The organism is Kurthia senegalensis (assembly GCF_000285595.1).
Taxonomy (GTDB): Bacteria; Bacillota; Bacilli; order Bacillales_A; family Planococcaceae; genus Kurthia; species Kurthia senegalensis.
Genome location: NZ_HE611068.1, coordinates 158486 through 185434, shown reverse-complemented (window position 1 = coordinate 185434; position 26949 = coordinate 158486). Strand labels below are relative to the sequence as shown.

Sequence of the window (26949 nt, the reverse complement as noted above, 5' to 3'; positions counted from 1 at the left end):
TTATTTTATTATAATATATTGACTTTTATAAAGTTGATAGATATAATTAATAATGTCTTTAGAAAGATATTATGGTCTAGTGATGATGGCAAAGAGGTCACACCTGTTCCCATGCCGAACACAGAAGTTAAGCTCTTTAGCGTCAATGGTAGTTGGGGGTTCTCCCCCTGCGAGAGTAGAACGTCGCTAGGCAATAAATCTTTTATTATATTATTCCGTTGTAGCTCAGTTGGTAGTAGCATCTGACTGTTAATCAGAGGGTCGTAGGTTCGAGTCCTACCAACGGAGCCATTTTTTATCGGAGAGTTGTCCGAGTGGCCGAAGGAGCATGATTGGAAATCATGTAGGCGGGTATACCTGTCTCAAGGGTTCAAATCCCTTACTCTCCGCCACAGATCTTTTAGGACACTTATTAAGTAGTTATAAAAGTTGATTGAATCAACTTAAGCAAGGCCCCTTGGTCAAGCGGTTAAGACACCGCCCTTTCACGGCGGTAACACGGGTTCGAATCCCGTAGGGGTCACCATTTCGGAGGATTAGCTCAGCTGGGAGAGCATCTGCCTTACAAGCAGAGGGTCGGCGGTTCGATCCCGTCATCCTCCACCATTTTATATTATGTATTTTATTATCGCGGGGTGGAGCAGTGGTAGCTCGTCGGGCTCATAACCCGAAGGTCGCAGGTTCAAATCCTGTCCCCGCAACCAATGGTCCGGTAGTTCAGCTGGTTAGAATGCCTGCCTGTCACGCAGGAGGTCGCGGGTTCGAGTCCCGTCCGGACCGCCATTTTTAAAATTTATAGTTGTGGGTTTGTAGCTCAGTTGGTAGAGCATTAGATTGAAGCTCTAAGTGTCGGCGGTTCGATTCCGTCCAAACCCACCATTTGCCGGTGTAGCTCAGTTGGTAGAGCAACTGACTTGTAATCAGTAGGTCGAGGGTTCGACTCCTTTCGCCGGCATATTTTGGAGGGGTAGCGAAGAGGCTAAACGCGGCGGACTGTAAATCCGCTCCTTCGGGTTCGGCAGTTCGAATCTGCCCCCCTCCACCATATTAGGGGCATAGTTCAGCGGTAGAATAGAGGTCTCCAAAACCTTTGACGTGGGTTCGATTCCTACTGCCCCTGCCAAATATAAAATTAATTTTTCATATTTCATATAAAGTAATGGCGGCTGTGGTGAAGTGGTTAACACACTGGATTGTGGTTCCAGCACTCGTGGGTTCGATTCCCATCAGCCGCCCCATCATCTGATAATGGCGATTGTGGTGAAGTGGTTAACACACCGGATTGTGGTTCCGGCATTCGTGGGTTCGATCCCCATCAGTCGCCCCATTATTGGGGTATAGCCAAGCGGTAAGGCAATGGATTTTGATTCCATCATGCCCAGGTTCGAATCCTGGTACCCCAGCCATATGCGGAAGTAGTTCAGTGGTAGAACATCACCTTGCCAAGGTGGGGGTCGCGAGTTCGAACCTCGTCTTCCGCTCCAATTTTATAAAATGTATGGCGGCATAGCCAAGCGGTAAGGCACAGGTCTGCAACACCTTTATCACCGGTTCGATTCCGGTTGCCGCCTCCATTTTTTTATTTTAATTTAATTTTATATATGCCGGTGTGGCGGAATTGGCAGACGCGCACGACTCAAAATCGTGTTCCGTAAGGAGTGTCGGTTCGACCCCGACCACCGGTATCCTAATAGTAGACTTCCTTTATAGGAGGTCTTTTTTTGTTTTAAAATAAGGGTTCCATATGAATATGTGTAATGCATAGCGGTTTTTAGTATATTATTCCTTAATATTTCTTTAAATATGAATAGAAACAATTGATTTTTTACTAAAAATACGATTATATGGAAATTATACAAGTACATATACACATATACAGAGGAAGGTGCCTAGATGGAAATGCTCTTTACGATTGAAGAACAGAATGAACATTTTAAAAAGGCGAAGCAGTTCTATTTAGAAGGTAATTATGATGGTGTTGAAAGCTTGCTTCGTTTATTGATGGAAAGTTCGGTCCAACATAAACAAATGGATTTGTACGTAGAAGTAATGGTATGGCTAGAACGTCTTTATATTAATACAGGACGATATTACGACGTTTATTCGCTCGTTATTTTAATCAACCCACTTATTGAAAAGTATGGAACGAAGACATTGTATTTACGTCACCGGTTGAATCAAGTTATTTTGGATTTTATGAATCGTATCGGCAATCCAGAAGAAGCGTATAAGCAATTGTTTCAGGAAGCACTAGAAACGGATGATGCAGATTTAATTTGTACGATCGGGAACAATCTTATGTATTATTACGTAGAATACGGTTATGCACGAAAAGGTATTGATTTTTATCACGAATCAAAATTTTATTATGACCAATTTAGCGACAAGCTGACGAAAATGACGAAGTATATGTACGCGGTATATTGCTTTGAACTATTTTACTTAGATGGGCAGCTAACTAAATGCGAAGAACTTTTAAAAGAAATAGAACAAAAAGGATGGGTCGTTGAAAGTTTTGCATATATGATGCCTATTTGTGAAGGGTTATTAGTGGGCAAACGTGGAGACATCGATCGAGGAAATTTATTAGTAGCGAGCGGCATTCAAGCAAACAATAAATTTGCGATTAAGTTTGAGTTGAAGCTATGGCTTGAAATCTTGAAGGATAGTAAGCGAATGGATTTAGTCGTAGAGTATCAACATTTAATTATTGAGATTTATGAAGAGTTATTTAGTATTGAGCAAAGTAATAAGCGGAACGAGCAAATGGAAAAGTTGACGAAGCAATTTTATGAGAAGCAATTGTATATCGATCAACTGACACGTGTTCATAATCGGAATTATTACGAGCATTTAATTCAACAGCAACAACAGTTGAAAAATTATACGGTGTTCGTGCTCGATATTGATTATTTTAAAAAAATTAATGATACGTATGGGCATAGTATGGGGGATGAAGTGATTCAGTTTATCGCGTTGCAACTGCGTAAATGGACACCGAAGCATGATATTGCGATGATTCGTTACGGTGGAGATGAGTTTCTAGCGTTGATTCCTTACGCATATGATATTGTCCAGGAAGAGCTGAAGCAGCTACACGAGCAGTTGATGACGACGACCTTTATTGCGAAAGATGGTACGGAATTGAAGCTCTCTGTCAGTATAGGTGTGGCACATACGGGAGAAGCGTACCGAACGTTATTTGATTTGTTTAAAGATGCTGATGCAGCGATTTACCGCGCCAAGGAAAAACGGGGTATGATTGCTTTGTAGTGTATATCGTGCGCAACTAACCATTTTTTGATAAAGTGAGAAGTAAGTATTTATAAAAAGGGGTTTTTCCTATGAGAACGAGACCAGCTCGATTACAAAAAGGTGACTTAGTCGGAATCGTATCACCGTCTTCATCACCAAATATGAAAAAATTAGAAAAAGGATTACAGTATTTAGAACAACTTGGTTTGCGCTACATACTCGGTGATTCTATTCAAAATAAACGTCACTATCTTGCAGGAACGGACGAAGAACGTGCCGCGGATTTAGAAGCGATGTTGAAAAATCCAGAAGTAAAAGCAATTTTTTGTTCTAGCGGTGGTTACGGTGCAGCACGTGCTGCCAATCATCTCGACTTTACGTTGTTTGAAGAAAATCCTAAAATTTTCTGGGGCTATTCAGACGCGACATTTTTACACAGTGCGATTGGTCAATTGGCTAATATGGTAACTTTCCACGGACCGACGATTTCAGGAATCGGTAGTGATGGATTACCAGAACGGACGAAGCTGATGTTTAAACAACTGTTTGAACCAGCTGAGATTTACTACGATGAGTCGATTTCGCCGTTACATACGATTCATAGCGGTCGTGTGCGTGGACAAATTGTTGGTGGCAATTTAACGTTGATTGCAAACAGTCTTGGAACGAAATTTGAAATTGATACGTTAGGCAAAGTGTTGCTAATTGAAGATATGGGATTAGAACCAGCACAAATTGATACGTTATTAAATCAATTGCGCCAAGCTCGAAAATTTGAGCAAGCAGCTGGTATTATCATCGGGGATTTCACGAAAGCAGATACGCGCTTTTATAGCGATTCTCCAAGCGTTGAACAACTGATGGAGGAATACTTCCGAAATATCGGCAAACCGGTTGTCAGCGGCTTTAAAATCGGTCATGACGACTTAAACGTAGCAATACCTTTAGGGGTCGATGTTATTTTAGATGCTGATCAAAAAGTACTCGCAATGTTGCCGGGTGTTGAGTAATATAAAAAAGGTTACGTGCAAATGCGCGTAACCTTTTTTCGTTGGGGCGTTTGGAATTGCATACAATAGACTGTTGGAATCATCGACATAGTTGGTTATTGGTTAAAAGTAACAATGTAAAGGATTACGAGTAATTGGTTTGCGATTAGAAGAAAAACGCACCCAACGCTTCAAGTCGGAGTCTCACCGACTTGAAGGTTTAAAAGTAAGTAGAACCGTCAAAATCAATCTCAACGGCATAGTTTTTCGCATTAACAGCGTTGGATAGACGATTCGCTTTTCGTTCAAATTGAAGTGCTTGTTGACGATAATGTTCGGGATCAAATAACGCGACGCGATACGTCGGGTTATCTTCTGAATAATAATTGAGTTCTTTCGGTTCGGCAACGGCTAATTGTTTATACAATGTGACGTGTTGACGAAGTTGAATCGCGTACTCAATCGCTTCAACGAGCGTAAAAGCTTCGTCATCAATTTCAACAGTTTCAACGCTATTCGCTTCATAAATTAAGCGGTCTAGCGTGCGAATTTCTTTACGAATATGAAGTAATTGTTCATCGACAACTTCGACGCTGCGCGCAGGCTTTTTCGGTGTAGCATTGCCTTCGACTTGTGTAAAGGCGACGCGATGTATTTCTTCTTCTAGTTCTGAAATATGTTTACGAAGAATGCTTTTTAATTTAATCGCTTCTGCTAATGTAATCATGAAAAAACCTCCTAAAGTGTGTGAGTAGGTTGTTCAGCACTTAATACGAAATGTGAGAAAGAACCACCGTTAATTTGAGTAAACATATTGCCTGCTGCTGTAAGTAACTCATTTGCTTCTGAGCGTTCCATTGATGGGCGTAAATAAAATACTTGTAAAACATCGGTCGCGCCTTCGCTGACAGCCGAACGCTTAGAATCGACGTATGGGCTACCGAATGGACCTAATGAATCTGATGTGTAGGGAATGTTTTGTAATGTAACAGAGCGACCGTTCAGTGCCTCATACTGTGTGTGTTCATTGCCGAGAGCGACAGTGATATCCCCGCGGAGCGTTTGGACGTCATAGCTGCCGACAGGAATTTCATATTGTAATGAAAAGAAGTTGTTTAAGTCAACGACAGAATTGACGGGTGTTAAATAATCACCTTTTGCGATGCGACGAAGCATGCTTTCAGTAGAATGTCTGTAGCGGCTCGCATTTGCACCGAGTTGTTTCCAAACATCACGCCAGGCTGCAACACCGGCTTTAGATGTGACGGGCGCATCTTGTAAATCGAAAAATAAGCTTTCTTGATACAATCTCGTGCGACCTAAAATCATTTGAGGCGATTGTGTCGCAACAATTTTGGTATAATGGATAATGCCGATTTTAAATTGAGGAACGATGGACGTTAACGAACAATCTAAACGAATAGTCATTGGATCACCTAATTTATAAATTTTAAAAAAATTGTAACATAAAGGGAGTACACAAGGAAATGAATGTACTTGCACTACAAAAACAGCTTGTCGATTATGCCGCCCAAATTGGTGTCGATAAAATAGGTTTTACGACAGCGGCTCCTTTTGTAGATTTGAAACAAAAGTTAAAGCGTCAACAACAATTAAACTATCAATCTGGTTTTGAAGAATCGAATATCGAATTGCGTACAGAGCCGACTTTATTGTTAGAAGAAGCGGAGAGTATTATCGCCATTGCGATTGCGTATCCATCTCGTATGGAAGCCGCGCCGAGCGGCAAAAAAGGCGAGCGCCGTGGTATTTTTTGTCGCGCTTCATGGGGAACGGATTATCATACGGTATTACGAGAAAAGCTTAGCTTAATCGAAGCTTTTTTAGAAGAAAAATTGCCTGGCGTGAAAATGCGCTCGATGGTCGATACGGGAGAGCTTTCAGACCGTGCAGTGGCGGAAAGAGCGGGCATTGGTTGGAGCGGTAAAAACTGCTCAATTATTACGCCAGAGTTTGGTTCTTACGTTTATTTAGGCGAGATGATTACGAATATCCCATTCGAGCCAGACGAACAGATGGAAGATCAGTGCGGTGAATGCCGTCTTTGTATTGATGTTTGTCCGACAGGAGCAATCGTTCAAGCAGGGCAATTAAATTCGCATAAATGCGTCGCGTTTCAAACGCAGACGAAAGGATTTTTGCCGGATGAGTTTCGGGAGAAGATCGGGAATCGTATTTACGGATGTGATACGTGTCAAACGGTTTGCCCGAAAAATAAAGGGAAGAAAAACTGGCTTCATGAAGCATTTAAACCAGAGCCAGAACTTGTGAAACCTTTGTTGAAACCGCTCCTGCAAATTTCCAATAAAGAATTTAAATCGCAGTTCGGTTACATGTCCGGTTCATGGCGTGGTAAAAAGCCGATTCAACGGAATGCTATTATTGCACTTGCGCATTTTAAAGAAGTTGATGCGATGCCAGAACTAGTTGAATTGCTACAAAAAGATGAGCGACCGATGATTCGCGGAACCGCTGCTTGGGCAATCGGCAAAATTGGTGCGGAAGAAGCGGAGAACGTGTTGCTTCAAGCACAGCAAAAAGAGCAAGATGAAGACGTATTAAAAGAAATCGAAAAAGGGCTTATGCTCATAGAAAGTTAGAAGGAAGTGTCAAGATGTCATTACACATCGTTTTATATCAACCAGAAATTCCAGCAAATACAGGGAACATCTCACGTACGTGTGCTGCAACGAATACCCATTTACATTTAATTCGTCCACTTGGTTTTTCAACAGACGATAAAATGTTGAAACGTGCCGGTTTAGATTATTGGCATAGCGTGAACATTACGTACTATGACAATGTAGAAGAGTTTTTCGAAAAAACAGAAGGCGGTACGCATTACTTTATCGAAACATTCGGTACGAAAATGTACTCTGAATTCGATTATTCAAACGCAGATGAAGAAATCTACTTTATGTTTGGGAAAGAAACGACAGGCATTCCACGTGAATTAATCGAGCACCGTCGCGATAATTGTTTACGTATTCCTCAAAGTACAAATGTTCGTTCAATGAACTTATCGAATACAGCAGCGATCGTTATTTTTGAAGCGTTACGTCAACAAGATTTTCCGAATATGATTAAATAATTGATGAAAAAGCCTAGCGATGCAGCTAGGCTTTTTTTGATTAGAATCGGGTATAACAAAAGTAAAGATGAATAGAGGGGGAAAAAATATGAAAGAACAAGAACAAAGTGGCAATATGGCGAATAATATGGAAGAGTTAAAAGAGTTAGGGAAAGAGATGGAACAAGTAAGCGAACAAGCAGAGGAAGCACGTGAGGACGGATTGAAACAAGATCCTGAACAATAATAAATGGGCATAAAAAAAGAGAGGCATATGCCTCTCTTTTGTCGTCTATAGGAAAACGAGTTGGATAACGAATAAAACTGCGAAAATGTATAGAAGTGGGTGAACTTTTCTCCATTCACCTTTCGCCACTTTCAAGATTGGGTAAGCGATAAATCCGAATGCGATACCTGTTGAAATACTTGAAGTTAAAGGCATGATTAGCATAACTAAAAATACAGGTAATGTTTCATCCATTGAAGACCAATCGACTTCTTTAATAGTGCTGATCATTAAAGCACCAACGATGATTAGGACAGGTGACGTAATGGCAGCAACAGAAGATAAAGAACTGACTAATGGACCAAAGAATGAAGAAGCTGCGAATAGAACAGCGACTGTTACAGCTGTAAGACCTGTACGACCACCAGCAGCAACACCAGCAGAAGATTCAACGAAAGCAGCATTCGGGCTCGTACCGAACATTGCACCAATTGTTGTTGCGATAGAGTCACCTAGAAGCGCTTTACGTGCGCGAGGTAGTTTACCATCTTCTTTAATTAAGCCAGCTTGTTTCGCAACGCCGACCATCGTACCAGTCGTATCGAATAGTGTAACTAAGATGAATGAGAATACGACACCGTATAAGCTATATTCAACAATATCGCCCATTGCAGCAATTGGGTTCCACATTAAAATACCTTCTGGTAAATGTGGAGCAGCTACGACTTTAGTAATCGTTAGCATATCGGCGAAGTATGCGATGATACCTGTGACAATCATACCGACAAAAATAGCGCCTGGCATACGACGTACCATTAAAATGACTGTGAATAGTAAACCAAAAATTGTTAATAGTGCACTAGGAGAAGTTAAATCTCCAAGTTCGATTAAATTCGTACTTTTACTATCAACGATAATGCCTGAAGAACGTAAGCCAAGGAAGGCAATGAATAAACCAATACCAGCAGTAATTGAATATTTTAAGTTAGCAGGAATGGCGTTGATTAATTTTTCACGGAAAGAAGTTAGTGAAAGGACAACGAAAATAAGACCTGCGATGAATACAGAAGCGAAAGCTGTCATGTAATCAATTTCGCCGTGTGAAGCTTGTACGACTGAATAAGTGAAGAAAGCATTTAACCCCATACCTGGAGCAATAGCAATTGGATAGTTGGCAACAAGCCCCATCCATAACGTACCGATTACTGTTGAAATAATTGTTGCGATAAACACTTGGTCACTTGGCACACCCGCCTGAGATAAAATAGATGGGTTGACAATAATAATATATACCATCGTTAAGAATGTTGTTAGACCGGCTAACATTTCACGCTTAGCGTTCGTTTGATTTAATTTTAATTGAAACACGTGTAACTTCCTTTCTGAAATACGAACATTTAAAAAGACATTTATTATATTATTCGTTTATGACGTAAAATGCAAATGTTTTTTAGAAAATAATCAAAAAAAGTAAATTGGAAAGCTAATTGTGCTAGGAATGTTAGATTGCTTCGTTATAATGTAAGGAAAGGAGGGAATGAAATGCTTCAAATTGATTCAACGAAAACATTATTAAATGGTATTGAAATGCCTCGCTTTGGGTTAGGTGTTTATAAAATGACAGATTCGAAGCAAGCTGTAGAGGCGATGACGACAGCTTTACGAGCGGGGTATCGCGCAATTGATACGGCTTCTTTCTATAATAATGAACGCGAGGTAGGAGAAGCAATCCGTGAAAGCGGTATGAATCGTCAAGATCTTTTTATTACGTCGAAAGTGTGGAACAATGACCAAGGGTATGATGAAACGTTACGTGCTTTTGAGAAATCACTTCAATTAATGGAAGTAGATTACTTAGATTTGTATTTAACACACTGGCCAAAACCGGATACGTATCAAGATACGTACCGTGCAATCGAACGTTTATACGATGAAAAATTAATTCGTGCAACAGGTGTTTCGAATCACGAGCAGCATCATTTAGAAACGCTGTTTGCGAAAGCGAACGTGAAGCCGATGGTCAATCAAATTGAACACCACCCGTACTTAACACAAGTTGCATTGCGTGAATTTTGTCAGTCCGAAAACATGGCAGTAACGGCTTGGTCTCCATTAGGTAGAGGAAGAGCGTTAGAAGATCCCGTGATCGTTAAACTTGCTGAAAAATATCGTAAAACACCCGCGCAAATTATTATTCGTTGGCATTTACAAAATGATACGGTCGTTATTCCAAAATCCGTAACACCGAGTCGTATTGAGAGTAATGCCCGCGTATTTGATTTTGAATTAGAACAATTGGATATGCATATGATTGATACGCTTAACCGTGACGAACGTACGGGGAATCACCCAGATACATTCCCTTACGATGATCCGAGATATAATCGTTAAATAGAGAAAAGAGCTTGAAACAATTTGTTTCAAGCTCTTTTTATTATGAGAAGAAATGTTTGATTACGTAATAAAGGGGTGGAATGAGTAGTGCGGGTAGCAAGTTAAGCGATTTGAAATTTTTAATGCCGAGAATACTTAAGCCGCTCGCTAAAATTAAAATCCCGCCAATAATCGAAATTTCCGTGAGAAGATGCGCAGACATGAAGTCGTTTAAATATAAGGCAAGTAAGTAAAAAGCACCTTGCCAACAAAAGAGAACGACAGCTGCAAAAGCGATGCCAATTCCGAACGTTGAAGCAAGAACGATCGACGTCACGAAATCTAAAATAGCATTCGTAAATAAATACGTATAATCGCCGTGTAGTGCGCTATTAATAGGACCTAAAATAGAGAGCGTTCCGATACAGAAAAGCAGGATGGCTGTCGATAAGCCTTTCGCTAAATCTGTTTTAGAGAAGCGGCCGACGAGACGATTAAACTGCTTTTCAATATCAATAGCTTCACCTACTAAGCCGCCGATTGCGAGGCTGACGATAAACAACACAGGTGTATCTGACTGAGGCATGTATTGAACGATAGCGTGAATGCCGAGCGCTACAGCGGAAAAGCCCATCGATTGCATTAAAATATCTTGATAGCGTTGTTTGATACCTTTTTTTAATAAGCTACCGATGATGCTGCCGACGATAATCGTTGCACAGTTGAAGAGTGTTCCTATCATATGTACACGTCCTTTCTAAATGAAAAAGGAGGAATGTTGATTCCTCCTTTTAAAGCGTTCTATTTTATGAAGATTGTTTCATCGTCTTAAAGAAGTCGTTGAACACGTCGTCTGTTTGTTCACCAACGAGGCGTCCTTTTTCTTCACCGTCTTTGAAGAAAATTAAAGTCGGCGTTCCTCCGAGGCTGTAATCTGTCCAACCTTGTTCGAATTCTAATACGTTGTATTGATCGATTTGAACGTCTGCTTGTTGCGCAAGTGGCATTAATTCAGGCGTTACTTTTTGACAGTGTACACATGTTGGGCTGAAGAAATAAACGAACGTACTTTCACCCGCGTCGATTTTTTTCTTTAAATCGTCTGGTAAGATGATGTTTTGATAATTTTTGTCGTTTAATTGATCGATTGTTGCTTGGTATTTTGGTTTGTAGTCACCGTACAAACCTTTCGTATCGACATTTCCAGAAGCTTTACTTGAAGATGCTTGATTTGATTGAGACGTCTGTTGACTATCTTCAATTTTTTTATCATTTTGAGATTGGTTAATAAAGTAGATTGCTGTGAATGCGATGATTACAATAACGGCAATTCCTAGTAAAATGGAAAGACGATTGTCTTTTTTCTTAGAGGCTGTTGATTTTTTAGCCAATTAAATCTCTCCTTTTTTCAATTGTTTCATCATGTAAAAGCTAGTTATTCCGATAAGAAGGAAAGCTGTTAATGATAAAAATGGGATGGTTACGAAGCCAAACCAGTTGATATATTGACCTGTGCAAGGAATACGACCGCAAGCGGCTGCATGTTCTTGTAAAAATGCAATTTTTTGTAGGCTGTAATGATAAGCACCAATACAAAAGCCAATCGTCGCAAATGCGGCACTCGTTACCGCGATTTTCACATTGCGTTGTATGTATGCAATTCCTAAAATAAGTACGAGTGGGTACATTAAAATGCGTTGGTACCAACAAAGTTTACACGGTTCGTACAATTGGATTTCTGAAAAATATAAAGAACCGAATGTGGCAACGAGTGAAATCGTCCACATAAATAATAAGGCACGCTCTAATTTACGCTGCATCAAAATTCTCCTAATATTAGTGTATTACTGTAGTCGATTATAGATGTATTTACAACATAAGTAAAATAATTTTTCATGGTCGTTTTAGAGGAGTAGAATAAGGGTACGCCTTTTAAAGAGGAAGGGGATTAAGATGTCAGAACAAATAGATGTATCACAGTTTGAAAAAAATTTAGTTATTCGAAAAATGCAACGCACGGATTTTGCACAAATTTTAGAAATCCAACAAAAATCATTTCCGGGGATGGATCCTTGGGAACTTGCCCATTTAAATAGTCATCTCGATATTTTTCCAGAAGGTCAAATTGTCGCAGAGCTAGACGGGCGAGTGATTGCTTCATGCTCAAGTTTAATTATTAACTTTGACGAGTACGATGACCGTTCAACATGGTCCGATTTAACGAACGATGGGTACATTACGAATCACAATCCGAATGGATATAATTTATATGGTATTGAAGTGATGGTAGACCCAGCATATCGTCGAATGAAAATCGGACAACGATTATATGATGCACGTAAAGATTTGGCACGTGCACACAATTTAAAATCAATTATTATCGGTGGTCGTATTCCGAACTATCATAAACATATGGAAGAAATGACACCACGCGAATATGTCGATGCGGTGTCTCGCCATAAAGTGTATGATCCTGTACTTACGTTCCAAATTAAAAATGGTTTTACGCTTATGCGTGTAAATCCTAATTATTTACCAGATGATATAGCGTCTGCGAAATATGCAACGTTAATGGAATGGAACAATGTCGATTACTTACCTCGTACGAAACGTCATTACAAAACAAGTTACCCGGTTCGTATTTGTGCTGTACAGTATATGATGCGAAAAATTAATAACTTTGAAGAGTTTGCCCATCAATGTGAATATTTCGTTGATGTTGCAAGTGATGCGAATTCAGATTTTGTCGTCTTCCCAGAAATTTTCACGACGCAATTAATGAGCTTTATGAATGAAAAAGCACCAAGTATTGCTGTACGAAATTTAACAGAGTATACCGAGCAATATTTAGAATTATTTACGGGTTTGGCGATTCGCTACAATGTGAATATCGTCGGAGGTTCTCATTTCGTTAAGGAAGAGGACGATGAAATTTATAACATCGCTTATTTATTCCGTAGAGACGGTTCGATTGAGAAACAATATAAAGTGCATATTACACCGAATGAACGTAAGTGGTGGGGCATTTCAAGCGGCGATAAAGTCCACGTATTCGATACGGATTGCGGTAAAATCGCCATTCAAATTTGTTACGATATTGAATTCCCAGAAATGGCACGTATTGCGACGGATAAAGGTGCCAATATTATTTTCACACCGTTTTGTACGGAAGACCGTCAAAGCTACTTACGCGTTCGTTATTGTGCTCAAGCACGTGCAGTCGAAAACCAAGTGTATACGGTCATTGCTGGAACGGTCGGTAACTTACCTCAGACAGAAAATATGGACATTCAATATGCACAGTCTGCCATCTTTTCACCTTGTGACTTTGAATTTGCTCGCGACGGAATCGTCGGCGAAACGAGTCCGAATTTAGAGATGGTTTTAATTGGGGATGTCGATTTAGAAATTTTACGACGTCAACGCCAAGATGGAACGGTCGCTCATTTAAAAGATCGTCGTCACGATGTGTACAATTTAGATTATACGAAAGAAGATTAATTTCTTGTACGAGCAATTTTGGAGCGGATTTCCGTTTCAAAATTGCTTTTTTCATTCAAAAGTATGAACGATTCTGTATGTTATCACTTCGGAATAAACGGTACAATAGAAGGAGAATAGAACAGAAAGGGAGGGGTGTGTGATGCAACCGACAGACCATTCCAATATTAGTTTATTAAAAGAAATTGCTGAATTATTGAATGAAGAAACAGAGCTGAAGCCGATGCTGCAAGGTGCTCTTAAAAAATTACTAGCAGGAACGCGCTTTGAAACGGGCTGGATTTTCTTTATTCGTCCGAAAAATAGTCATGAGTTAGTCGCATACGAAAATTTACCGGCTGCATTAGAACATGATGGATGTCGCCATCTATGTAAAGGCGGGTGCTGGTGCGTCTCGAAATTCCGTAAAAACGAATTAGAAAAAGCGTCAAATATTATAGAATGTCAGCGAATTGAAAGTGCCAATGCGATTGATTCCAGCGACTGTGCCGGTATTACACATCATGCTACGGTTTCTCTTCAATCGGGTCAAGAACGTTTCGGTATATTAAATGTCGCTTCTCCGAACACCGTACGCTTCTCAGACGATGATTTGGCATTGCTTGAATCGGTCGCATTCCAAATCGGGTCTGCCATTAAGCGAATTATGCTGACGAAAAAAGAACAAGAAATGGCTCTCGTACAAGAGCGAAATCGTTTAGCTAGAGATTTGCATGACTCTGTCAATCAATTGCTCTTTTCTGTAACGCTCACATCACGTGCAGGTGTGGAAATGACGGAAGAAGCAGAAGTGAAAGAAACGTTTACAGAAATTCAACAATTAACGCAAGAAGCCTTAACGGAAATGCGTGCACTCATTTGGCAACTCCGTCCGAAAGGATTAGAGTCTGGTATTTTAGAAGCGATTAAAGGATATGCAGAAATGCTCGGTATTCATTTGAAAGTGACCGTATCCGGCGTATTACAATTGCCTTCAAAAGTAGAAGAAGCATTATTTAGATTGGCACAAGAAGCATTGAATAACGTTCGAAAACATTCGGGTGTAAAAGAAGCGGAACTATACATTACGTTAACAGCGACAGATGTGTTACTCGTCATTAAAGACGAAGGGCGAGGGTTCCAATTGAATGACGACGTCGCATTGCCATCACTCGGTTTACAAAGCATGCGTGACCGAACGAAAGACCTCGGCGGGAAAATTGATTGGGTGAGCGAGTTAGGTAAAGGAACGGAAATATTAATTAGAATGCCGTATTAAGGAGGAGTTCGTATGATTCGAGTATTAATTGCCGACGATCATCACGTCGTAAGAAGAGGCTTATTATTCTTTTTAAAAACACAAAAAGATATTGAAGTCGTTGGGGAAGCAGCAAATGGAAAAGAAGCTGTGGAATTAACGGAAAAATGGTTGCCAGACATCGTCTTAATGGATTTAGTGATGCCAGAAATGGATGGTATTCAAGCGACGAAAAAAATTAAAGAAAAACATGCATCGATCCACGTTCTTATGTTGACGAGTTTCTCTGATCGCGACCACGTTCTTCCAGCGATTGAGGCAGGAGCAGCAGGCTATCAGCTAAAAGACATTGAACCAGACGAACTCGTAGCGGTTATACGTAAAATTATGGCAGGGGAAAATATGCTTCATCCGGATGCACGCGAGCTATTAGTAGAAGTGAAAAAAGAAGAAGAAAACTTGCCACATGTCTTACATCCGCTCACACCGAGAGAGCGCGACGTATTATCGGAGTTAACGAAAGGGAAAAGTAATCGTGAAATTGCTTCTTCTTTGTTCGTAACAGAAAAAACGGTGAAAACACATATTTCGAATATTTTTTCGAAGTTACAAGTACAAGACCGGACACAAGCCGCTCTTTATGCGGTGAAGCATAATTTAACCTCACCGAGTAATCAAGCGTGAAAGAAAAACAGGCAGTCATGAATGTTCATGACTGCCTGTTTTTTATATTATGCTTCACTCGCTAATTGTGGATCGACGTTAACTGTATCCGCTTTGTCAGAAGAGATTTTAATGACTTCAAGGTAAAGGAGATGGTGACCATCTAATTCTTTTACGATAAATTCGTAACCTTGTTCAATCATTTTCTCACCTTCGACTGCATCAAAGTTTTTCGTCATAACCCAGCCACCAATCGTATCGATGTCATCTTCTTCAATTTCAATACCTAAAAAGTCGTTAACATTTTCAATAAGCATTTTTGCATCGATAATGTAATGGCCCTCTTTTACTTTACGAACTTCAGGGATTTCATCTGTATCGAATTCGTCTCGAATATCTCCGACGATTTCTTCGATAATATCTTCGATTGTTACTAAACCAGACGTACCACCGTATTCGTCCATTAAAATGGCCATATGAATACGTTCACGTTGGAATTTTAACAATAAGTCGCTAATAGGTGTCGTTTCAAATACGCGAATGATTGGGCGCATATAAGTTGTGATTGGTTTTGAACTGTTCACTTCTGGATTTTTAATGTAGGCTGTTAATAACGTTTTCATATTAACGAAACCGAGTACATGGTCTTTATCGCCATCAGTAACGGGATAACGTGTGTATTGTTCTACACCGATTACTTCAAAGACCTCTTTCAATGTAAGATCTTTTTCAATACTGATGATTTCTGTACGAGGTACCATGACTTCTTTGGCAGTGCGATCATCAAATTCGAAAATACTATTTACATAGCGATATTCAGACTGATTAATTTCGCCGCCCTTTAAGCTATCAGATAACGTTAGGCGTAATTCTTCTTCCGTCATGGCTACTTCCGAATCTTTCATTCCTTTTAAACCAAACATAGCGGCGACGCCGTTTGCTGAAACGTTTAAAAGTTTAATAAATGGATACATGACATTATGGAAAATGATTAGTGGTCGAGCCGTCGTTAACGCAACGACTTCGGCTTTTTGAATGGCTAATGTTTTCGGAGCAAGTTCTCCCATTACAACGTGAATATATGTCACGATTGAGAATGATAGAATGAATGAAACGAGTGTTAATACAGCACCGTTTTCAAGTCCGATTAAGTGGAAGAGAGGCGCAAGAACTCCTGCAACAGCACCTTCTCCTAACCAACCAATACCTAATGATGTAATCGTAATACCTAGCTGGCAGGCTGATAAATATTCATCTAAATTGTCGACTACTTTTTTAGCATTCAATGCTTTTTATTTCCTTCAGCTACTAGCTGATTTACTCGAGTAGCTCGCGTACGTACGATAGCAAACTCAGTTGCTACGAAGAACGCGGAGATCGCGATTAAGACAGCAACCGCTGTCAACCGTATGGCTATGTCCAAAGACTTCCTTTGTCCTAAGGCCCGAATGAGGGGAAGGACAAAGTGTACACCTCCTATAAATGTAAAAATAATATTAGTAAGATTAATAATAGAGGAAAAGACTCTAAATTTCAAATTATCTTTACTGAAATTGGGAACTATTTATTATATAGTTAAAATATTCTTTATTAATAGAAAATTAAAAATATATTGACATTTAAAAAGTGTAAGGGTAATATTGAAGGCAACTAATAAGAAAAGGAGGTATGTAACATGATTTTATACGGCATTGTAAGCGCAGGCTTCACTCAAAAAACAATGACAAATTCAAAAGGGCATATCTCCGCACAAACACGAAATTAATTTTTGAGTGTGCAGATATGGCTGCACACTTCTATTGGAAAGGCATGTACTTCTACTAGGGGTGCATGCCTTTTTGTGTTGGGCGGAGATTCAGAAAGGGGTTTCGCATGTTTGACGTATTTAAAAAACTCGGTTGGTTTTTCAAAGAGCAACGTAAACGATATGTGATTGCTATTGTATTGTTAGCAATCGCCAATGTTGTTGAAATTGTTCCACCGAAAATTATCGGGGATACGATTGATGCGATTCATACGAATCGTGTTACGAGCGAGTTATTATGGCAATATACTTTCATTTTAGGAGGGACGTTAATTTTTGCTTATGCTGTTAATTTTATTTGGCAATACCAATTATTCGGTGGCGCCATTTTATTACAGTATCAAATGCGAAAGCGATTGATGGGCAAATTTTTACGGATGGCCCCACCATTTTATGAAAGAAATCGTACCGGAGATTTAATGGCACGGTCAACGAATGATTTACAAGCTGTTTCTGAAACAGCTGGATATGGAATTATGACACTTCTTGATTCCACCTTATATTTAGTAACGATTATTTTAATGATGGGCTTCGGTATTTCTTGGGAATTGACACTAATGGCGATTATTCCACTACCGTTTTTAGCATTGACGATGCAAATTGTCGGGAAGAAAATTCATCAACGCTTCGTCGTAGCGCAAGATTCATTTGGACAAATGAATGACCGCGTATTAGAAGCAGTAGAAGGTGTGCGTGTCGTACGTGCGTATACGCAAGAGCGTGCGATGGAAAAGCAATTTTCAACTATGACAGAAGAAGTGTATGAAAAAAACATGAGCGTAGAGCGAATGGATGCGCTTTTCGGTCCGATTAGTAAAATATTGACGACGATGAGTTATATGATCGGTCTCGGCTATGGTGCTTATTTAGTCGAAGTCGGGACGATTACAATCGGTCAATTGATTACGTTCAACGTCTATTTAGGAATGGTCGTCTGGCCGATGATGGCAATCGGTGAAATGATTAACGTCATGCAGCGAGGGAATGCTTCGCTTGACCGTGTAATGGAAACGTTAGACGAAAAAGACGACGTACCAGATCCGAAAAACCCGGTCGCAATTGCAACGCCGGATACGATCGTATTCAATGAAGTGAATTTTACATATCCGACTTCTAAACGAATGAACTTAGTCGATGTAGACATTCAGCTTCAAAAAGGTGAAACGCTTGGAATCGTCGGCAAAACCGGTAGTGGTAAAACGACCGTCGTGAAGCAATTATTACGTGAATACCCAGAAGGTGATGGCGTCATCGCTTTATCGGGTACACAAATTGAGCAGCAAACGAAAGAACAAGTGCGCAACTGGATTGGCTACGTGCCACAAGAAAACATTTTATTCTCTCGAAGCGTAAAAGAAAATATTTTATTCGGTAAAAATGATGCGACAGAGCAACAATTGATGGAAGCGATTCGAATGGCAAACTTTGAAGATGATTTGAATCGTTTACCTGAAGGCTTAAATACGATGGTCGGAGAAAAAGGGATTTCCCTCTCTGGTGGACAGAAACAAAGGATTTCTATTGCGCGCGCATTAATTCGAAATCCGGAAATTTTAATTCTCGATGATTCTTTATCAGCGGTCGATGCTAAAACAGAAAGTACGATCATTCATAATATCCAACGCCTACGCCAAGACAAAACGACGCTCATTATTACGCATCGTTTGTCAGCTGTTATGCAGGCGGACCGAATTATCGTTTTAGAAGATGGGGCAATTGTAGAGCAAGGAACTCATGCGCAACTCGTCCAAAACGGTCAGTGGTATAAACAACAATTTGAACTACAACAATTAGGAGGTGATGAGCATGATGCGTAATCGCTTATGGCAATATGCAAGTTTGTATAAGAAACAACTGATTGTCGGTGTGTTGTTCTTACTCATCGCAGTCGTTGCCGATTTAGCAGGACCTTATATGGCAAAAATTATGATTGATGAGCATATTACGAATGCGAATACAGAAGGTGTCCGTTGGAAGCCATTTGCCATCATGCTCGGCATTTTCTTCGGTCTCGCTGTTATTTCAGCGATTTTCCGCTATTTGCAATACATCATTTTGCAGTCAGGTGCGAATCATATTATTAAAAAAATGAGAAATGACGTGTACGAACATATTAATCGTTTAACGATTCGTTATTTTGACAGCTTACCGGCTGGTAAAGTCGTTTCGCGTATTACGAATGATACGGAAGCGGTACGTGATTTATTCGTAACCGTTCTTTCACAAATCGCATCGGGTCTCTTAACGATTGTAGGCGTTTATATTATGCTCTTCGTTTTAGACTGGAAAATGGCATTGCTTGCACTTTGTTTAATCCCACCACTTCTTTTATTCATTTGGGGGTATCACAAATTTGCGACGAAATACAATCACTTAATTCGCACGCGCTTATCAGATATGAATGGTATGTTAAATGAATCGATTAATGGGATGACCGTTATTCAAGCATTCAATCAAGAGAAAAAAATGGGCGATGAATTTGAAAAATTGAACGAAGAACATCTAAGCTATCAAAATAAAATGTTAGCGATGGATTCGGCGACGATGCACAATCTGATTGGACTATTGCGCTCAATGATTTTCCTCGCGTTCATTTGGTATTTCGGTTCACAATCTTTAGATGGGGTGACGATGATGTCGATCGGGATGTTATACGCATTCGTCGACTATATTACGCGCCTGTTTAATCCGTTCATGCAAATCGTCAATCAACTATCACGTTTAGAACGTGCGCGTGTTTCAGCAGAGCGTGTCTTTGAATTACTCTCTTATGAAGGTGTAGAAGTGAGCAATCAACAAATGCCACGCTACAAAGGGGACGTCGCATTTGAACATGTTAGCTTTGCGTATAAAGATGATCGCTACGTGTTGAAAGATATTAATTTTAAAGCTCTTTCAGGTGAAACGGTCGCACTTGTTGGACATACAGGTTCGGGGAAAAGTTCGATTATGAATTTACTGTTCCGTTTTTATGACGTTTCAAAAGGAGCGATTACGATTGACGGTCGCAACATTAACGAAGTGCCTGTGCAAACGATTCGTGAGCATATGGGCATCGTGTTACAAGATCCGTATTTGTTTACAGGAACCGTTGAATCAAATATTAGTTTGAACGATCCTCGTATCTCACATGAGCAAGTCGTTAAGGCAGTGGAAGCAGTTGGTGGATTGAAAGGGCTCGCCCTCGATGATGAAGTTGTTGAAAGAGGTGCTACGCTTTCATCTGGTCAGCGTCAGCTCATTTCCTTCGCACGTGCGCTCGCTTTTGACCCAGCGATTTTAATATTAGATGAAGCGACATCGAATATTGACTCGGAAACCGAGGAAATTATTCAAAATGCGATGAACGTTTTGAAACAAGGACGTACGACATTTATTATTGCGCATCGCTTATCAACAATTAAAAATGCGAATCAAATTCTCGTACTAGATGCAGGTGAAATTGTCGAAAGAGGAATGCATGACGACTTGCTTGCACTTCAAGGAAAGTATCATCAAATGTATCGTTTACAATCCGGTTTACAAACAAATTAATTGATATTGACGTACAAAGCCGATAGTATTGATAACCGTAAATTGATGAAAGTGGGTGGAGCAAACGAGTTGGTGGAAAGATTGGACAGCGCAATTAAGTTCATTCAGTCGTAATGTGAAATTATTTATGTTTGGGAATGCTTTAATCCAAATTGGGATGGGTATTTTCGGCGTTATGTATAACTTATATATTCGGGAATTAGGGTTAGCAGGAGAAGTGAGTGGGCACGTTATTGCGATGACGGCACTCGCTACGGCAGCAATTTTAGTACCCGCAGGACTTTTAAGTGACCGAGTAGGTCGCAAATGGATGATTATTGTTGGGGCGGGATTAACAGCCGTTACGCTCGTCATACGAAGTGTGACGGTTACGGAACATACGATGCTAATTGGTGCTTTTTTAACAGGGCTCGCTTGGGCATTACCACAAGTTGCAAGCGTCCCTTTTTTAGCAGAAAATTCGAAGCCAAAAGAGCGGATGAATTTATTTAGCGTCCATTTCTCAATCGTTACGATTGCAGGGGTGGCGGGGAACTTATTCGGTGGTGTTATCGCAGATATGGCGAGTAGCATTTTCAATATTAGTGTAGCGGCAGGTATTCGGACAGCATTATTAGTCGGTGTTGGCATTTTCATTCTTGGATTACTACCGATTTTAATGATGCGTAAGCCGTCTATATCTATAGAAGAAACTGTCGTGAAAGCACCGAGACTCGTGCAAGATCATCATGCGACTGATTTTAAAAGTAATTTAAAAATCATCGTGCTGTTCGGGATTGCACAGCTCGTAATCGGTACGGGCTCTGGTTTAGTTATCCCGTATTTGAACTTGTATTTTGCAAACCGTTTCGATGCATCCAATTCGTATATCGGCTTTATTTTAGCGATTGGTTCCGCAATGACAGCAGTCGCACAGCTGATTGGACCGATGCTCGTTCGAAAAGTTGGAGAAGTGAAGGCCATTATTATTTTTCAATATGCGTCGATTCCCTTTTTATTACTAACAGCTTTTACGACGAATTTATGGATTGCGTCTATCGGCTTTTTATTCCGACAAGCATTGATGAATGCAGCTTCCCCTATTCAAAGTGCCGTTGCAATGGACATCGTGCATGATAAATATAAAGGCCTCGCCAACTCGGTAAACCAAATGGTCTTTCAAGTCGGTTGGGCCTCAATGGGAATACCGGCAACATTTTTAGTCAGTGCTTTCGGTAGTTATTATGGGTATGTATACACATTCATTATTACGTCAGCACTTTATTTAACAGCATCTACGTATTTTTACTTTACGTTCGGCAAACGCTTCGAAAAACTTCGCAGCTAGTCATAAACGTGAAAAGACATCAATCCGTGGATGTCTTTTTTATTTGCTCAGAAAACTGTTCGTTTTGAGGAACAAGACATTCAATAGAACCGTCAGCATTGTACGCACCTTCATAGTAGACGCGATCGTGATAAAAGCTAATATGCCATCCAGGTAAAGCCGTATTTTCGAAAAGTGGCTTGAATTTAAAATGTTGAATCATATAGGTCACTCCTTCTTCGTTTGTAATAGTTTACCTATTTTGGTTGAAAAATTCTATGTAAAGGCTTTTTATAGGACAAATTTTAGTGCGATGCTATAATGTGTAAAGAAATAATTCATTTTTGAATAAAGAAAGGTGAATAATAACGATGTTGAACCTTTTATGGCAAATATTATTAATGGCAGCAATTGGGGCAATTATTGGTGGTTTTACGAACCATATTGCGATTAAAATGCTGTTTAGACCTTTAGAACCGAAATATATTGGCTCATGGCGTTTACCATTCACACCGGGTATTATTCCGAGAAGACGTGGAGATATCGCGACACAACTCGGCAATACGGTCGTGACGTACTTATTGACACCAGAAATGTTTCGCAATAAATTTTTCAACGAACCGACACGCTTAAAAGCAGAAGCGAAAGTGAATGCGTTCATTGAAGAAAAGATTTTTACGAAAGACGTTTCATTACAAGATTGGCTAATGAAAGCTGGCATTACGAATGCGCCTGCGTTCGTTGAAGGCAAAGTAGATGATGTGATTGATACACAAATTACACATTTTAAAAATGTTTTATCGACGAATGCAATTGATGAGCTTTTGCCTGCAAGTTGGCAAGCAAAAGTCGATATGAAGTTACCAGAAGTATCACGCTATATTTTAGTGCGTGGGGAAGATTATTTTGCTTCGCCAGAAGGTGCGGCAACGATTAAAAATTTAATCGATAACTTCTTATCGTCTAAAGGTACTTTAGGTGGCATGATTCAAATGTTTTTAGGCGATAGCGATTCGATTGTAGGTAAAGTACAAAAAGAAATTAACCGCTTTTTAACATCAGATAGCACATTTGAAATGGTGCATAACATTTTAGCGAAAGAATGGAATCGATTAAAAGGGCAAAGTGTGTCACAATTAATGGGTGAGTTGGACTTTACGAAAGTAACGTCGAACATTCAATCTTACGCTAAAAAAGAATTAGCGATAGCAGAACGTTTGGACCAACCACTCGTTCACTACTGGCCAACAGGTGCTGCTTATCTTGCTGAAAAAGTAGTACCAGGTGCAGTAGAAAAAGCATTTGAAAAAGTAGAAATAAATTTAGAAACGATGATTGATCGCTTGAATATTAAAGAACTTGTACGAGAACAAGTGAACAATTTCCCACTTGAGATTGTTGAACGCATTATTATCGGCATTACAGGGAAAGAATTACGCATGATTACGATACTCGGTTTCGTACTTGGTGGGTTCATTGGTGTATTCCAAGGGATTATTTCATACTTATTTTAGGGGGATTTACACATGATTAACATTTATGATGACGTAAACAAATTAGAAGCAACTTTCCGCAAAACGGAACAATTCAAAACATTAGCAGCAACGATTGAAGAAGTGAAAAAAGATGAATCAGCTGTTGCATTGTTCGCAAATTTCCGCGATCTTCAATTGAAATTACAACAAAAACAAATGTCAGGCGAAGAAATCGGCGATGACGAATTACAATACGCTCAAAAAACAGCACAACTTGCACAACAAAATGAAAAAATTAGCAAAATGCTAATGGCTGAAATGGCATTAAGCGAGTTATTACAAGAAATTAATGTTATTTTAACGAAACCAATTCAAGGTATGTACGACGGTATTCAATAAGTATTCGTTCTATGTGAATGAAACAGTAAAAGGATGGTCGCATCGAATGCGACCATCCTTTTTATTTTGGTTCTATTGTTGGGGAAAGAGTCGGCATCGCTCAACGTATTGTGTTGAATATCAACCAGTACAATGCTACGTCAACATGGTGCATAGTACATTTATGTTAATTGCACTCTTCTACGAGATTTATCGAGGCATTATGAATGCGGTTCGTATTTTTTTGTATCGACGCGATATTATCATTTAAGTAAGCGACACTTTTGAGTAGCGTATTGCTGCTAGAATTGAGTTCTTGCATATGTGATGCGATTTTCTCGAATGACGTTCCAGTTAGTCTGATGTCTTCATTGGAAGTTTGTACGAGTAAATCGAGTGACATAGAAGCATCTGAGACGACTTTCGTTTTCGCTAAACTTTTTGAAACGATTTGATTTACTTTTTCTACAGCTTCCGACGTATTTTCAGAAAGCTTCCGAACTTCACTTGCGACGACGGCGAAACCTTTTCCGTTTTCACCTGCACGTGCAGCTTCGATTGAGGCATTGAGCGATAGAAGATTCGTTTCACTCGCAATATCCGCAATTAAGCTCGCAATGTTTGTAATTTGTTGATTCAAATCATGTAAATCGTGAATATCCGTTTTCACATGTTGCATCGTTTCTCGAAGTTCTGTACTATTTTGTTCAGTAGTAATTAAACGATGTTGTTCGTCTATTGCTGATTGAGCGACGCGAACAGACAATTCATTGTTGTAATCAGACATATTTTTTAAGTCTTCTAATACTGCTACAATAGAAGAGATTGCTTCATTCGTTTCAGCTGCAACTTCGCTTAACGATTCGGAGTTGATGCGAACGGATTCGACAATTGCTAAGTTTGCATCATTTTTAATCATTAATGCTTGTTCGTATTCGTGTTCATAAAGTTCGAGTACGATTTGTTGTTCCAAATTTAAAATTTTCGTAATAGCATTTATAATTTCGAATTGCTCACGAACAGGGTAATGTGTCTGTTCGATTATTTTATAAAATCCGTTTAATAAGTTTTGGAAAGCACACATATACCATTTAGGAGCTAGGCCGATATGTGCGTGAACGGCTGCAATTCGTTGTCTTTTTTGAACGAATTGCTCATCGATAATGCCGTCAAACATTTCTCCTATATGTCGAGAGAGTGTTTGCTGGAGTCGAGCGACAGAACTATTATCTCGAATAATGTGTTGTAAGGAAGGTTCTTTCGCTAAATTCGTATAAAATTCTCCGACGAGATCAGCCAAATTTTGTTTTAATATAGGACGCATCACTCTTAAAATGGCTAAGTCACGATTTGAGAGTGCAATCATCTCCATTTGCGTATATAAATCTGATGAGAGATGTTTCGCAATTTGAACGTTATTTAATTCAGCTGGTAGCTCACTTTCGAGATTTAAAGTGGGATGAATTTGGCGACGTGCTAAAAAAAACATAGGCAAAAACTCCTTTAATGAATAGTCTTATATCATTAATACCAATAATAAAGAAGAACTAAACAAAAAATGAAAGAAGTTGTCAAATAAGTATGAAAATCATATCATTAAATGAGCAATATCCTCAAGATTGGATTCGCGTTATTACCCATATTGCGAATTTGTTTTTTGAAAACTCGAAAGTAGCAAAAAAAGAAAAAGAAGTCGATTTAGACGTTCGCTTCACATACGAAACAGATGCTGATTTTACCGTACGTACGACGTGTGAATTAAAAGATGTTGCAAGCCAAGCTGTTTTTTATACGAACCATACGCAAGCATACGAAGAAGAAGGAACGGAGCGGGAGCAAAATATCCGTTTGAAGCGTGGTGTTTCGTACGTACTATTAGAAGCGTTAGAACAATTAACGGATATGCATCAAAAATGGGGCATTTTAACGGGGATTCGTCCGACGAAACTGTATCATAAATTCCGCAAAGCCGGCATGGATAAAAATGAAATTCGCGAAAAATTAATTAGTGAATTCCGTCTTTCGAATGAAAAGATTGATTTGCTTGAAAAAATTGTCGACGTACAATTAAAAACGATTCCGGATTTAGATACGATCGGCAATGAAGTGAGTATTTATATCGGTATTCCGTTTTGTCCAACGAAATGTGCTTATTGTACATTCCCAGCATATGCAATTCAAAGTAATCGAAAACAAGGTCGTGTGAACACGTTCTTAGACGGCTTACACATTGAATTAGAACGCATGGGTCAATGGTTAACGGAAAGAAATATGCGTATCACTTCTGTTTATTGGGGTGGTGGTACACCGACATCAATCGAAGCAGATGAGATGGATGAGTTGTACGATACGATGTATAAAAACTTCCCACATCCTGAAACAATTCGTGAAGTAACGGTTGAAGCGGGACGCCCAGATACGATTACTTCTGAAAAACTAGCCGTTCTTCGTAAATGGGGAATTGACCGTATTAGTGTAAATCCACAATCTTATACCGATGAAACATTGAAGGCGATTGGTCGTCATCATACGGTACAAGAAACGATAGATAAGTTTTGGCTTGCGCGTAAAGAAGGTATGAACAATATTAATATGGATTTAATTATTGGTTTACCGAACGAAGGAATTCCAGAGTTCGAGCATTCTTTAGCAGAGTCGGCTAAAATGTTACCAGAATCCTTAACGGTGCATACACTTTCGTTCAAACGTGCATCTGAAATGACGCATAACCGTGATAAATACCAAGTAGCAGATCGCTACACTGCTGAAAAAATGATGCAACGCGCACATGAATGGACGGCGGAGCAAGGCTACACACCGTATTATTTATACCGTCAAAAAAATATTCTCGGTAATTTAGAAAACGTCGGGTATTCGAAACCAGGGGAAGAAAGCATTTATAACATCGTTATTATGGAAGAAGTCCAAACGATTATCGGTCTTGGTTGTGGTGCTTCAAGTAAGTTTGTTGATGCGAAAACAGGACGTATTACACAACATCACAACCCGAAAGAACCAGCTGCGTACATTTTAACGTACGAAGAAGCAATCGAGAAAAAAATCGAAATTTTAAATGAGATGTATCCTTCTACTGAAAATAGGGAATAACCTTGAACG

Annotated in this window: 23 protein-coding genes, 16 tRNA genes, 1 rRNA gene and 1 pseudogene; 32 read left to right on the top strand and 9 right to left on the bottom strand. The window is 39.5% G+C overall.

What is annotated here, in order from left to right; genetic code table 11:
- Window positions 1-75 precede the first annotated feature (75 nt).
- From rrf to KSHG_RS12455, 19 genes are all read left to right on the top strand, one after another.
- Window positions 76-192, top strand: a 5S ribosomal RNA gene (rrf, locus tag KSHG_RS12545).
- 22 nt (window positions 193-214) lie between these two features.
- Window positions 215-291, top strand: a tRNA-Asn gene (locus KSHG_RS12540).
- Window positions 292-300: 9 nt separating this feature from the next.
- Window positions 301-392: transfer RNA gene (locus tag KSHG_RS12535), tRNA-Ser, on the top strand.
- 59 nt (window positions 393-451) lie between these two features.
- A tRNA-Glu gene (locus KSHG_RS12530) sits at window positions 452-526 on the top strand.
- A 4-nt stretch (window positions 527-530) separates the two neighbouring features.
- Window positions 531-606, top strand: a tRNA-Val gene (locus tag KSHG_RS12525).
- 23 nt (window positions 607-629) lie between these two features.
- A tRNA-Met gene (locus KSHG_RS12520) sits at window positions 630-704 on the top strand.
- Between the two features lie 2 nt (window positions 705-706).
- A tRNA-Asp gene (locus KSHG_RS12515) sits at window positions 707-783 on the top strand.
- A 20-nt stretch (window positions 784-803) separates the two neighbouring features.
- A tRNA-Phe gene (locus KSHG_RS12510) sits at window positions 804-879 on the top strand.
- Window positions 880-882: 3 nt separating this feature from the next.
- A tRNA-Thr gene (locus KSHG_RS12505) sits at window positions 883-955 on the top strand.
- 6 nt (window positions 956-961) lie between these two features.
- Window positions 962-1045 (top strand) — tRNA-Tyr (locus tag KSHG_RS12500).
- A 4-nt stretch (window positions 1046-1049) separates the two neighbouring features.
- Window positions 1050-1123, top strand: a tRNA-Trp gene (locus KSHG_RS12495).
- A gap of 39 nt (window positions 1124-1162) precedes the next feature.
- Window positions 1163-1238, top strand: a tRNA-His gene (locus KSHG_RS12490).
- Between the two features lie 13 nt (window positions 1239-1251).
- A tRNA-His gene (locus KSHG_RS12485) sits at window positions 1252-1327 on the top strand.
- A 4-nt stretch (window positions 1328-1331) separates the two neighbouring features.
- A tRNA-Gln gene (locus tag KSHG_RS12480) sits at window positions 1332-1406 on the top strand.
- Window positions 1407-1409: 3 nt separating this feature from the next.
- A tRNA-Gly gene (locus KSHG_RS12475) sits at window positions 1410-1484 on the top strand.
- Between the two features lie 16 nt (window positions 1485-1500).
- Window positions 1501-1574: transfer RNA gene (locus KSHG_RS12470), tRNA-Cys, on the top strand.
- 29 nt (window positions 1575-1603) lie between these two features.
- Window positions 1604-1685: transfer RNA gene (locus KSHG_RS12465), tRNA-Leu, on the top strand.
- 208 nt (window positions 1686-1893) lie between these two features.
- Window positions 1894-3273 carry a GGDEF domain-containing protein gene (locus tag KSHG_RS12460; protein WP_010307153.1) on the top strand — a complete coding sequence of 460 codons (1380 nt, stop codon included), beginning with the start codon at window positions 1894-1896 and terminating at the stop codon, window positions 3271-3273.
- A 71-nt stretch (window positions 3274-3344) separates the two neighbouring features.
- Complete coding sequence (locus tag KSHG_RS12455; RefSeq protein ID WP_010307149.1) at window positions 3345-4265, top strand: S66 peptidase family protein; 921 nt, start codon at window positions 3345-3347, stop codon at window positions 4263-4265.
- Window positions 4266-4464: 199 nt separating this feature from the next.
- Here the strand turns inward: KSHG_RS12455 and KSHG_RS12450 are convergent, their stop codons facing one another.
- Together KSHG_RS12450 and KSHG_RS12445 are read right to left on the bottom strand one after the other, a co-directional pair.
- Window positions 4465-4971, bottom strand: a complete 507-nt coding sequence (locus KSHG_RS12450) for a DIP1984 family protein (protein ID WP_010307146.1) — start codon at window positions 4969-4971, stop codon at window positions 4465-4467.
- Between the two features lie 11 nt (window positions 4972-4982).
- Window positions 4983-5672 carry a B3/B4 domain-containing protein gene (locus tag KSHG_RS12445; RefSeq protein ID WP_010307140.1) on the bottom strand — a complete coding sequence of 230 codons (690 nt, stop codon included), beginning with the start codon at window positions 5670-5672 and terminating at the stop codon, window positions 4983-4985.
- Window positions 5673-5731: 59 nt separating this feature from the next.
- Here KSHG_RS12445 and queG point away from each other — a divergent pair, with 59 nt between their 5' ends.
- The 3 genes from queG to KSHG_RS18550 all read left to right on the top strand — a co-directional run bounded on the left by queG (window position 5732) and on the right by KSHG_RS18550 (window position 7582).
- The gene (gene queG, locus KSHG_RS12440) at window positions 5732-6865 is read left to right on the top strand and encodes a tRNA epoxyqueuosine(34) reductase QueG (RefSeq protein WP_010307136.1); all 1134 of its coding nucleotides are present in this window, start codon (window positions 5732-5734) and stop codon (window positions 6863-6865) included.
- Between the two features lie 14 nt (window positions 6866-6879).
- Window positions 6880-7356 (top strand): tRNA (uridine(34)/cytosine(34)/5-carboxymethylaminomethyluridine(34)-2'-O)-methyltransferase TrmL, encoded by a 477-nt coding sequence (gene trmL, locus KSHG_RS12435; RefSeq protein ID WP_010307133.1) that lies wholly within the window; start codon window positions 6880-6882, stop codon window positions 7354-7356.
- 88 nt (window positions 7357-7444) lie between these two features.
- The gene (locus KSHG_RS18550; RefSeq protein WP_162829257.1) at window positions 7445-7582 is read left to right on the top strand and encodes a hypothetical protein; all 138 of its coding nucleotides are present in this window, start codon (window positions 7445-7447) and stop codon (window positions 7580-7582) included.
- A 45-nt stretch (window positions 7583-7627) separates the two neighbouring features.
- On the opposite strand, the gene KSHG_RS12425 is transcribed toward KSHG_RS18550, so the two are convergent.
- Window positions 7628-8929 (bottom strand): NCS2 family permease, encoded by a 1302-nt coding sequence (locus KSHG_RS12425; protein ID WP_010307129.1) that lies wholly within the window; start codon window positions 8927-8929, stop codon window positions 7628-7630.
- A 174-nt stretch (window positions 8930-9103) separates the two neighbouring features.
- On the opposite strand from KSHG_RS12425, the gene KSHG_RS12420 reads away from it, so the two are divergent.
- Window positions 9104-9952 (top strand): aldo/keto reductase, encoded by an 849-nt coding sequence (locus KSHG_RS12420; protein WP_010307126.1) that lies wholly within the window; start codon window positions 9104-9106, stop codon window positions 9950-9952.
- A gap of 43 nt (window positions 9953-9995) precedes the next feature.
- Here KSHG_RS12420 and KSHG_RS12415 read toward each other — a convergent pair whose 3' ends face one another.
- The 3 genes from KSHG_RS12415 to KSHG_RS12405 all read right to left on the bottom strand — a co-directional run bounded on the left by KSHG_RS12415 (window position 9996) and on the right by KSHG_RS12405 (window position 11754).
- Complete coding sequence (locus KSHG_RS12415) at window positions 9996-10676, bottom strand: DUF554 domain-containing protein (RefSeq protein WP_010307124.1); 681 nt, start codon at window positions 10674-10676, stop codon at window positions 9996-9998.
- Between the two features lie 64 nt (window positions 10677-10740).
- A complete protein-coding gene (locus KSHG_RS12410) occupies window positions 10741-11325 on the bottom strand; it encodes a thioredoxin family protein (RefSeq protein ID WP_010307120.1) in 585 nt (194 codons plus the stop codon).
- On the bottom strand, window positions 11326-11754 hold the full coding sequence (locus tag KSHG_RS12405; RefSeq protein WP_010307118.1) for a disulfide oxidoreductase: 429 nt from the start codon (window positions 11752-11754) through the stop codon (window positions 11326-11328). It lies immediately after the preceding gene.
- A gap of 133 nt (window positions 11755-11887) precedes the next feature.
- On the opposite strand from KSHG_RS12405, the gene KSHG_RS12400 reads away from it, so the two are divergent.
- From KSHG_RS12400 to KSHG_RS12390, 3 genes are all read left to right on the top strand, one after another.
- Window positions 11888-13435: a bifunctional GNAT family N-acetyltransferase/carbon-nitrogen hydrolase family protein gene (locus KSHG_RS12400; protein WP_010307115.1), complete on the top strand. Its 1548-nt coding sequence runs from the start codon at window positions 11888-11890 to the stop codon at window positions 13433-13435.
- A gap of 142 nt (window positions 13436-13577) precedes the next feature.
- Window positions 13578-14693, top strand: coding sequence for a GAF domain-containing sensor histidine kinase (locus tag KSHG_RS12395; protein ID WP_010307111.1), 1116 nt, complete (start codon window positions 13578-13580; stop codon window positions 14691-14693).
- Window positions 14694-14705: 12 nt separating this feature from the next.
- Complete coding sequence (locus KSHG_RS12390; protein WP_010307108.1) at window positions 14706-15356, top strand: response regulator; 651 nt, start codon at window positions 14706-14708, stop codon at window positions 15354-15356.
- A gap of 47 nt (window positions 15357-15403) precedes the next feature.
- On the opposite strand, the pseudogene KSHG_RS16985 reads toward KSHG_RS12390, so the two are convergent.
- Window positions 15404-16740, bottom strand: a pseudogene (locus KSHG_RS16985) (hemolysin family protein).
- 467 nt (window positions 16741-17207) lie between these two features.
- Here KSHG_RS16985 and KSHG_RS12375 point away from each other — a divergent pair.
- The 3 genes from KSHG_RS12375 to KSHG_RS12365 are packed head-to-tail and all read left to right on the top strand — an operon-like array spanning window position 17208 to window position 22000.
- A complete protein-coding gene (locus KSHG_RS12375; RefSeq protein ID WP_010307095.1) occupies window positions 17208-18956 on the top strand; it encodes an ABC transporter ATP-binding protein in 1749 nt (582 codons plus the stop codon).
- Complete coding sequence (locus KSHG_RS12370) at window positions 18946-20673, top strand: ABC transporter ATP-binding protein (protein ID WP_010307091.1); 1728 nt, start codon at window positions 18946-18948, stop codon at window positions 20671-20673. The genes KSHG_RS12375 and KSHG_RS12370 overlap by 11 nt, the downstream gene beginning before the upstream one ends.
- 55 nt (window positions 20674-20728) lie before the next feature.
- Window positions 20729-22000 (top strand): MFS transporter, encoded by a 1272-nt coding sequence (locus KSHG_RS12365; protein WP_010307084.1) that lies wholly within the window; start codon window positions 20729-20731, stop codon window positions 21998-22000.
- Window positions 22001-22019: 19 nt separating this feature from the next.
- Here the strand turns inward: KSHG_RS12365 and KSHG_RS16980 are convergent, their stop codons facing one another.
- Window positions 22020-22202, bottom strand: a complete 183-nt coding sequence (locus KSHG_RS16980) for a DUF5342 family protein (protein WP_010307080.1) — start codon at window positions 22200-22202, stop codon at window positions 22020-22022.
- Window positions 22203-22350: 148 nt separating this feature from the next.
- Between KSHG_RS16980 and KSHG_RS12355 the strand changes: the two genes are divergently transcribed.
- Both KSHG_RS12355 and KSHG_RS12350 read left to right on the top strand, forming a co-directional pair.
- Complete coding sequence (locus tag KSHG_RS12355; RefSeq protein ID WP_010307077.1) at window positions 22351-23493, top strand: DUF445 domain-containing protein; 1143 nt, start codon at window positions 22351-22353, stop codon at window positions 23491-23493.
- 12 nt (window positions 23494-23505) lie between these two features.
- Complete coding sequence (locus tag KSHG_RS12350; RefSeq protein WP_010307073.1) at window positions 23506-23853, top strand: YlbF family regulator; 348 nt, start codon at window positions 23506-23508, stop codon at window positions 23851-23853.
- Between the two features lie 166 nt (window positions 23854-24019).
- Here the strand turns inward: KSHG_RS12350 and KSHG_RS12345 are convergent, their stop codons facing one another.
- Window positions 24020-25321, bottom strand: a complete 1302-nt coding sequence (locus tag KSHG_RS12345; RefSeq protein ID WP_010307070.1) for a globin-coupled sensor protein — start codon at window positions 25319-25321, stop codon at window positions 24020-24022.
- A 92-nt stretch (window positions 25322-25413) separates the two neighbouring features.
- On the opposite strand from KSHG_RS12345, the gene KSHG_RS12340 reads away from it, so the two are divergent.
- The gene (locus tag KSHG_RS12340; protein WP_010307067.1) at window positions 25414-26940 is read left to right on the top strand and encodes a coproporphyrinogen III oxidase; all 1527 of its coding nucleotides are present in this window, start codon (window positions 25414-25416) and stop codon (window positions 26938-26940) included.
- Window positions 26941-26949: the final 9 nt, after the last annotated feature.

What these genes read in the sequence shown, in the direction of transcription:
- KSHG_RS12460 (WP_010307153.1), top strand. Translation starts at nt 1,894, where the DNA reads ATGGAAATGCTCTTTACGATTGAAGAACAGAATGAACATTTTAAAAAG.
- KSHG_RS12455 (WP_010307149.1), top strand. Translation starts at nt 3,345, where the DNA reads ATGAGAACGAGACCAGCTCGATTACAAAAAGGTGACTTAGTCGGAATC.
- KSHG_RS12450 (WP_010307146.1), bottom strand. Translation starts at nt 4,971, where the DNA reads ATGATTACATTAGCAGAAGCGATTAAATTAAAAAGCATTCTTCGTAAA.
- KSHG_RS12445 (WP_010307140.1), bottom strand. Translation starts at nt 5,672, where the DNA reads ATGACTATTCGTTTAGATTGTTCGTTAACGTCCATCGTTCCTCAATTT.
- queG (WP_010307136.1), top strand. Translation starts at nt 5,732, where the DNA reads ATGAATGTACTTGCACTACAAAAACAGCTTGTCGATTATGCCGCCCAA.
- trmL (WP_010307133.1), top strand. Translation starts at nt 6,880, where the DNA reads ATGTCATTACACATCGTTTTATATCAACCAGAAATTCCAGCAAATACA.
- KSHG_RS18550 (WP_162829257.1), top strand. Translation starts at nt 7,445, where the DNA reads ATGAAAGAACAAGAACAAAGTGGCAATATGGCGAATAATATGGAAGAG.
- KSHG_RS12420 (WP_010307126.1), top strand. Translation starts at nt 9,104, where the DNA reads ATGCTTCAAATTGATTCAACGAAAACATTATTAAATGGTATTGAAATG.
- KSHG_RS12415 (WP_010307124.1), bottom strand. Translation starts at nt 10,676, where the DNA reads ATGATAGGAACACTCTTCAACTGTGCAACGATTATCGTCGGCAGCATC.
- KSHG_RS12405 (WP_010307118.1), bottom strand. Translation starts at nt 11,754, where the DNA reads ATGCAGCGTAAATTAGAGCGTGCCTTATTATTTATGTGGACGATTTCA.
- KSHG_RS12400 (WP_010307115.1), top strand. Translation starts at nt 11,888, where the DNA reads ATGTCAGAACAAATAGATGTATCACAGTTTGAAAAAAATTTAGTTATT.
- KSHG_RS12395 (WP_010307111.1), top strand. Translation starts at nt 13,578, where the DNA reads ATGCAACCGACAGACCATTCCAATATTAGTTTATTAAAAGAAATTGCT.
- KSHG_RS12390 (WP_010307108.1), top strand. Translation starts at nt 14,706, where the DNA reads ATGATTCGAGTATTAATTGCCGACGATCATCACGTCGTAAGAAGAGGC.
- KSHG_RS12375 (WP_010307095.1), top strand. Translation starts at nt 17,208, where the DNA reads ATGTTTGACGTATTTAAAAAACTCGGTTGGTTTTTCAAAGAGCAACGT.
- KSHG_RS12370 (WP_010307091.1), top strand. Translation starts at nt 18,946, where the DNA reads ATGATGCGTAATCGCTTATGGCAATATGCAAGTTTGTATAAGAAACAA.
- KSHG_RS16980 (WP_010307080.1), bottom strand. Translation starts at nt 22,202, where the DNA reads ATGATTCAACATTTTAAATTCAAGCCACTTTTCGAAAATACGGCTTTA.
- KSHG_RS12355 (WP_010307077.1), top strand. Translation starts at nt 22,351, where the DNA reads ATGTTGAACCTTTTATGGCAAATATTATTAATGGCAGCAATTGGGGCA.
- KSHG_RS12350 (WP_010307073.1), top strand. Translation starts at nt 23,506, where the DNA reads ATGATTAACATTTATGATGACGTAAACAAATTAGAAGCAACTTTCCGC.
- KSHG_RS12345 (WP_010307070.1), bottom strand. Translation starts at nt 25,321, where the DNA reads ATGTTTTTTTTAGCACGTCGCCAAATTCATCCCACTTTAAATCTCGAA.
- KSHG_RS12340 (WP_010307067.1), top strand. Translation starts at nt 25,414, where the DNA reads ATGAAAATCATATCATTAAATGAGCAATATCCTCAAGATTGGATTCGC.